Origin of the sequence: Deferrivibrio essentukiensis, assembly GCF_020480685.1 — a bacterium.
GTDB lineage: Bacteria > Chrysiogenota > Deferribacteres > Deferribacterales > Deferrivibrionaceae > Deferrivibrio > Deferrivibrio essentukiensis.
In genome coordinates, this window is record NZ_JAJAFU010000016.1 from 49,862 (window position 1) to 57,404 (window position 7,543).

Annotated in this window: 7 protein-coding genes and 1 tRNA gene; 5 read left to right on the plus strand and 3 right to left on the minus strand. The window is 33.2% G+C overall.

Annotation, left to right across the window (positions count from 1 at the left end; genetic code table 11):
• Window positions 1–7: 7 nt before the first annotated feature.
• The 3 genes from cysS to LF845_RS08540 form a co-directional block, all read right to left on the minus strand.
• Window positions 8–1,438 (minus strand): cysteine--tRNA ligase, encoded by a 1,431-nt coding sequence (gene cysS / locus LF845_RS08530; protein ID WP_242820594.1) that lies wholly within the window; start codon window positions 1,436–1,438, stop codon window positions 8–10.
• A gap of 9 nt (window positions 1,439–1,447) precedes the next feature.
• Window positions 1,448–2,365, minus strand: coding sequence for an ABC transporter ATP-binding protein (locus tag LF845_RS08535; protein ID WP_242820595.1), 918 nt, complete (start codon window positions 2,363–2,365; stop codon window positions 1,448–1,450).
• 342 nt (window positions 2,366–2,707) lie between these two features.
• Entirely contained in the window at window positions 2,708–4,726 is a 2,019-nt protein-coding gene (locus LF845_RS08540) for a methyl-accepting chemotaxis protein (protein ID WP_242820596.1), read from the minus strand.
• Window positions 4,727–4,886: 160 nt separating this feature from the next.
• Between LF845_RS08540 and LF845_RS08545 the strand changes: the two genes are divergently transcribed.
• From LF845_RS08545 to LF845_RS08565, 5 genes are all read left to right on the plus strand, one after another.
• Complete coding sequence (locus LF845_RS08545; protein WP_242820597.1) at window positions 4,887–5,507, plus strand: flavodoxin family protein; 621 nt, start codon at window positions 4,887–4,889, stop codon at window positions 5,505–5,507.
• 9 nt (window positions 5,508–5,516) lie between these two features.
• A complete protein-coding gene (locus LF845_RS08550) occupies window positions 5,517–5,915 on the plus strand; it encodes a tautomerase family protein (protein WP_242820598.1) in 399 nt (132 codons plus the stop codon).
• Window positions 5,908–6,429: a nitroreductase family protein gene (locus LF845_RS08555; protein WP_242820599.1), complete on the plus strand. Its 522-nt coding sequence runs from the start codon at window positions 5,908–5,910 to the stop codon at window positions 6,427–6,429. Before LF845_RS08550 ends, LF845_RS08555 begins: the two co-directional genes overlap by 8 nt.
• Window positions 6,430–6,711: 282 nt before the next feature.
• Complete coding sequence (locus LF845_RS08560; RefSeq protein WP_242820600.1) at window positions 6,712–7,086, plus strand: hypothetical protein; 375 nt, start codon at window positions 6,712–6,714, stop codon at window positions 7,084–7,086.
• A 143-nt stretch (window positions 7,087–7,229) separates the two neighbouring features.
• Window positions 7,230–7,314, plus strand: a tRNA-Leu gene (locus LF845_RS08565).
• The last annotated feature ends 229 nt before the right edge of the window (window positions 7,315–7,543 follow it).

Sequence of the window (7,543 nt, forward strand, 5' to 3'; positions counted from 1 at the left end):
TTTTCCCTCACCTAATTTTTTTAGCTCTAAATTTTGTGCCTTCCAAAGTATCGAGAAGCTCTACACCCTTCTCTTTAAGGTAATCCCTTATCTCATCCGCCTTGGCAAAATTTTTATTTTTTCTTGCTAAATTTCTTTCCTCTATCAATTTATTAAGCTCCTCTTCATCTAATGCGAGATTAGCCTTAAACCACTCTTCAGGCTCTTTTTGAATAATACCAAGCACATCAAGGCAAGTTGACTTAACTTTATCAACTATCTTCAAGAGCAAACTGTAGCTTTGCTCATCAGGTTTATTAGTAAGTATTATATTTAATGCCTTAACAAACTCAAAAAGGTGTGATAGTGCTGCAGGAGTATTAAAATCATCATCCATTGACTTTGCAAAACCTTCAAAAAATTCATTACCTGCTTTTTCAATTTCAGAAGTCAAATCTTTTGACTTTTTAGTCGGCTTGTAACTTTTTACTTCATCAAGGGCAGTATAAATTCTATCAAGGGCACGCTCAGCTTCAATTAAATTATCCTGAGAAAAATCCAGAGGTGACCTGTAATGAGTAGTAAGTAAAAAATATCTTAAAGCTTCCCTGTCAAACTCTTTTAAGATATCTTTTATGGTAAAAAAGTTGCCAAGAGATTTGGACATCTTTTCTTTGTTTATGTTAACAAAGCCGTTATGCATCCAATACTTTGCAAATGTTTTATCTTCAGATGCCTCAGATTGGGCAATTTCATTTTCATGATGAGGAAATACCAAATCTTTACCGCCACCGTGTATATCAAAAGGAATGCCCAATATTTTTGAGCTCATCGCACTACACTCAATATGCCAGCCAGGTCTACCAACCCCCCAAGGGCTTTTCCACCCGGGCTCATTTTCTTTGCTCCTTTTCCATAAGGCAAAATCAAGCGGGTCTTCTTTAATTTCGTTAATATCTACCCTTGCACCAGAAAGCAAATCATCTATGCTTCTGTGTGAAAGCTTACCATAATCTTTAAAAGCCCTGACTCTAAAATATACATCGCCATCCTTTTCGTATGCATATCCTTTTTCTATTAGCCTTTCGCAAAGATTAATCATTTCATTTATAAATTCGGTTGCCTTAGGCGTATAATCAGGCCTTTCCACCATAAGGGCAGCCATATCGTCATCATGTGATTTGATATATCTGTCTGTTAACTCTTTCCAAGAAATACCAAGCTCATTGCTCCTTTTGATAATTTTGTCATCTATGTCGGTAAAATTTTTGACGAATGTAACCTTAAACCCTTTATATTTTAGATACTTTCTTATTACATCAAATACTACCGAGCTTCTTGCATGCCCAATATGACAATCATCATAAACAGTAACACCGCATACATACATTTTTACTTCATTAGCATGTATCGGCTCGAAAGTTTCCTTTTTTAACGTCATAGTATTAAAAATTTCCATAGAGACTCCTTAAATTTTATTACATCTGTGGTAATGGTTATCATTTATATATTTTTTTTCAAGCTCTTTATTGCAAATTTCTTTGTCAAATGCTGAACATCTGCCGGCAAAAGGACAGACCGCCTCTACTTTATTTTCAAATTTTACAACATTTAAATTTTTTGAAGAATCAATAAGAGTTTTAGTGTAAGGATGTATGGGATTATCTATAATATCTTCCGTTTTACCATACTCTACATCCACCCCTTTATACATTACAACCGTATAGTCGCACAGGAAATTTACCACTGCCAAATCGTGTGAAATCAGAATAATTGTTTTATTCTCTTTAACTTTAAGCTCTTTAAAAATATTTAAAATTTGAGATTGCACTGAAACATCAAGAGCACTCACAGGCTCATCAGCTATAATTACTTCCGGGTCTAAAATTAGTGCTCTTGCTATAGATATTCTCTGCCTCTGCCCACCAGAAAACTCATGAGGATATCTATACAAAAATTCCTCTTTCAACCCCACTTTGGCAAATGTCTGAATAAACACACCCATATAATCGTTTGATTTAAAATGTGCTTTAAAGCCATCCTTTAACATTGTAATAATTTTTAATCTTGGGTTAAGACTTGAGTATGGGTCTTGAAAAACTACCTGAACATTCTTTCTATAATCTTTATATGAAGGGCTCTTTGCATTTACCCTTTCCCCTTTGTAAAGGACTTCCCCTTTGTCAGGCCTTATAATATCAGCAATTATATTGGCAAGCGTGGTCTTTCCACTACCTGATTCACCAACAATACCAAGTGCCACACCTTTATTTATCTGGAGAGATACATTGTTAACAGCTTTAACTTTTGCAGTAGAAGATGAAAATATCCCTTCCGATATACTAAAAGTTTTAGACACATTTCTAACATCAATTATTTCATACATATTTTGGAATCTATCGAAAATTTAATTATTCTGCAAGAATAAAAAAAGCTCCTTTAACCTATTCTTTTTTAATAACAATGACCGCAGAGAAGCACAAGGTTAATGCTAAGTGTTAAGAATGTTCAAGGTTCAACGTTCGAATTTAGTTCTAAGTGTTAAGCCTATAGAACCTTTATAACATTTATAACTCATATTAACTTACACAATTTATTGTTTGCCAACAAAATCACTTTTCACTATTCACCTTTCACCATTCTCAGTTTTGTAACCGAATAAGGCAGATAGATACATAAAAATGATGTGATGCCAATAAAAAAAGCCGGTCTAAACCGGCTTGTTGGTTTAAATAGTATATTTTTTAATTATCGAATTTAGTTCTTCGGCTATTTTTTCTATTTCACCAGAAAGTCCCACAATACTTTCGATAATGGCACCATTTTCCTCAGCACTTTTTGAAATATTTGTAATAGAAGATGCCACCATACTTATAGCCACATTAAGCTCTTCAGCCATCCTTTGAATAGGCATCATTGAATTTACAGCCACCTCCAAATCATTGGTAGCCAAATTAAAACTCTCGCCAACCGCACTTATCTCATCTGAGCCTTTTTCTATATTTCTTATTCCCATATCAACTACATTGACAACTTCATCAACACTTCTTTGAATCACGTTAACTTTTTCTGATATATCTTTAGTAGAAAACGCTGTCTTCTCTGCCAATTTTCTAACTTCATCGGCTACCACTGCAAATCCACGTCCATGCTCACCTGCACGGGCTGCCTCAATCGCGGCGTTAAGTGCAAGGAGGTTTGTCTGGTCAGCAATATCCATTATCAGCTTGATAATATCATTTATCTCATCACTGGATTTTTTCAAATTCATCAAGCTTGCAGATGCCTCGGAAAATTCACCTACTATCCTTCTTATATTATCAATCGACTCCTGAAGCCCCTTATTACCATTAAGTATTTCACCTTTAGTAATATTTACATTACTTACACTTTCCTGTATATTCATTTCAATCTCTTCGGATGTACTTGACATCTCTTCGGCTGCAGTTGCTGTCTGATTTATCTCTTCATTGATATTAATTGTAGACATTTTCATCTCTTCCATACCGTTTAAAGATTGATGACTTACTTCAAGCATAGAGTTTGAAAAAGTTGCTATTTTTTCAATCATCGTTTTTAAACTGTTTTTCATCTCATTTATAGATTTTGTTAATATTGCAAGCTCATCTTTTTGACTTTCTGACACTTCTAAATCTTCAATATTCAATCTGCCATCAATTATATCTTTAGCTACTTTCGTAATTTTTATAACGGGGGAAGAAATCCGATTTGCAGAAACAATCCCTACTACCAACGATAAAATTATGGCAACTAAAATCGCAATTACAGAAAAATATCTGCTTTTGTCAGAAATTGAGCCAATAGTTGTCAAACTTTTTTCAAAATTTTTCTGGGCTAAATCCAATTGCTGCACTACATATTTATCTAAACTTTGTATATTCCCTTCCATTTTCATAGTCATATCATTTAAAGAAAACTGTAGGTTTACTAATCTCATATACTTATTATACATCTCATCAATCAGAGGTTTTAACTCTTCATTAGTTTTTATAATATTTTCAAGTCTTTCCCTATTCTTTACATCGGTCAATCTTTCTGGAGTTATATCTTGATATTTTTTACCGTCAAGAATTGACTTGGCCTTCAAAACCATAGCTTTAGAATAACTATTCATTGAAAGCTGAGCATCTTCTATCTCATACTCATCAGTCTGAGTCAGCATATAATTTGCATAAACTTTAAGCTGTAAGTCATCTTCCATAATAGTGTTAAGAAGACTTAACGTGCCAGTTTTATCTGTAGGCATAGTCTTTAGTAGAATCTCCACATAACCTTTAATCCTTCTGTAAAGGTCATCTATTTTTAAAGCTACACCATCTACTTCTTTTTTGATTGTAAGATATTCCTTCTTACTGTTCACCATTTGCTCTATTGTTTCTTTTAACTGCCTCAGCTCATTCTCCAATCTCAGAGATATTTTGGGATTTGTATTTTTTATAGATAGTACAAGCTTTCCCAAATTCTGATTTACACTTTTTATATTTTCAAATTCTTTATCAAGCTTTTCAAGGTCACTTTCAGTCAGTATAGCGCTTAATATATTTGCAGCCTTTAAAAAACCGATATCAAAGTTTGAAATGTCTGTTAACAGCCTATTGTTAATGGTAATATCTTTATTAATAAAGTTTTTAATCTTAGAAAAATACCCTAACGTTACCATACCAAAAACAACAATAATTAAAGTAATGATTAAATAAGATAAAACTAACTTGAGTTTAATATTCATAACACACTCCCAACAATAAATTACTCTGCCCTTTACGGATAGTTAAATACACCTTTATATCGTCAATTTCAATACTTTCTTTAAGAAAATATAGAAGTTATTGTTCACTTTAAAACATAAACTACTTGAATTTATGTTCTTTACAATATACCATTTTGTCATGAAAAATAATTTTAAGCCCAAAAATAAAGTGCTTGCAATAGTTGCAAGCCCAAGAAAAGGTGGCAACTCTGAAATCATTGCTGATTTATTTATTAAAGGTGTAAGAGCACTAAATCTGGAAGATGAAACCATAAATATCACAGATTTAAAGTTTTCTTCTTGTGTAGGATGCGAATCATGCAGAAAAGACAACGTATGCAAAAGATTTAATGATGATATGACAAGCATTTACAAAAAGATAATAGATTCTAAAGGTCTTCTTTTGGTTTCTCCGTTCTATAATTATAATATTACAGCATGGATGAAAGCATTCTTAGACAGACTATACTGCTTTTACGATTTTGAGTTGCCAAGGCCTGGAAGATGGGGAAGTAAATTATCAAATCAAAACAGGCTTGCTGTAACTGCTTCAGTGTGCGAGCAACTTGATGAGGAAGATATAAACTTTACACTAAGTGCAATGGATAAGCCTATGCAAGCTTTAGGCTATAAAGTCGTAAAAAATATAAAAGTATTAGGTTCTTTTGAAAAAAAGAGCATAATAAAAAACAAAAAAATATTGGATGAAATTGAAGCAGCCGGAAAAGAATTAGCTGAAAAATTGTTAACTAACTATTAGGAGTCAAAAATGCCACATCTACAATTTGAATTTAATTTCAAAATTTCAAAAGATGAAAAGGAATCCTTTTCTAAAAAAATCATGGCAATTTTTTCTGAAGTTATGGACACAGGGACTGGTCATATTGGCATAACTATAAGGGAATTTGAAAAGGGCTCACTTTTGATGGGCAGAATGAAAAATATTGATGAAAAGGTTGCTTTTATTAATGCTGATATTAGGGAAGGGAGAACCTTTGAGCAAAGAAGGCAACTTGCCTTAAAGTTTATGGATGAAATATACAACACATTTTCCGTGCCAAAAGAAAATATGTATCTTGTATTTACAGAACATAAAGGGGATGACTTTAATTTATATGAAAAAACACTGAAAAATTGGAAACCAGAGGAGGACCCTTTAAATGATTGAAATTTTAAGAAAAAGAAGGAGTGTAAGAAGCTTTTTACCTAAAAATATTGAAGCTGAAAAACTGGAAATTTTAAAAGAGGCCGCACTTAGGGCTCCTACATCAAGAAATATCAACCCAACCGAGTTTATTATTGTCATAAACAAATCAATTTTGGAAAAATTGAGTAAGGTGAAAGCTCATGGAGCAGAGTTTTTAAGCAAATCTAATGTAGCTTTTGTAGTAATTGGCAATACCGACAAATCAGACACCTGCATTGAAGATTGCTCTATCGCTTCCATAATAATTCAACTTACTGCTGAAAGTTTAGGGCTTGGAAGCTGTTGGGCTCAAATAAGATTACGATATGATGAAAATAAAAACTTAGCTGAGAACAACGTAAGAAAAATATTAAATATTCCTGACAACTATCTTATCGAATCAATTATTGGAATTGGGTATCCTGCAAGCAAACCAAAACCGATAGATTACTCAAAGTTACAACAAAGCAGAATTCATGAAGAAAGCTTTAATTAAATACAAAATATTGTTAGTTTGACATTTTTGGTATCGTCCCGTTTCCACATAAGAATTTAGTATTATGAATAGGAAAAATTAAATAACCTCTGAGTTTGGTAGTTTAAAAGATAATTCATCACTGAGCACACGGAGGGACAAGGAGAAAAATATTTAAGCTTTAAAAATAATAAAATAAAAGCTCTTTGCGATACTCTGTATCCTTGGTGATTTAAAAAAGACAAAAGTCAAATCATATAGTTCAAAATTACAAAAGACAGGCGACTATAGAATTTTTTTGGTTTGACAAAAGTCTATGGTTCTTATAAATTAAGAATAAAACCAGAACAAATCCGTTCGATGGAGGAAAGATTTGGCAGAGAAAACCTCGAAAAAATCCTTAGAGAAGCAGACATCACTGGGAAAATCGACGGGCTCACAAAAGGACAAGCGGATTACCTTTTGCGGTTCAGTACTATTGACAGACTCAGAAATAGAATATTTAAAGCAAGACCTGAGGATGTCGTACAAGATATTGGACATATTAGAAAGCAAGCAGACGCAAGATTAAAACTTAATCCGTCAGACATATACCACCCAAAAGACTGGGAATCTTTCGACCCAGAACAGGCAAGACAGTATCTCGAACAACAAAAAAACAAATTATTTGCCAAATAACCAGTGCATTTAGCCCGCTTTTTTCTGCTAACGAATTGCTAACAAAACTTACCTAAAATTGCTAATTTTTAACTATTTTTAACGGTTGACAATTTCAATGAAAAAGTATATAAGCGTCTGAAATTCAAGAGTTTCTTATATTTGCCGGAGTGGCGGAATTGGCAGACGCACCGGACTCAAAATCCGGCGGGCTAATCACCCGTGGGGGTTCGAGTCCCCCCTCCGGCATTTTGTTATGTTCAAAAAAAACTCCGTGTTCGTAAATTTTCATACAAAATTAACATCTTATTAGAGAATTCTAATTGTTTTTGCCATATAAAGATTGGTTTCAATGCCTTAGAGGTAGGGTCGAAATAAAAATCCCAAATAATTACAAATACAAAAGAATTATAGTTTCAATGCCTTAGAGGTAGGGTCGAAATTGATTGCAGTCTGACTCAGAAAAAATTCCGTATGG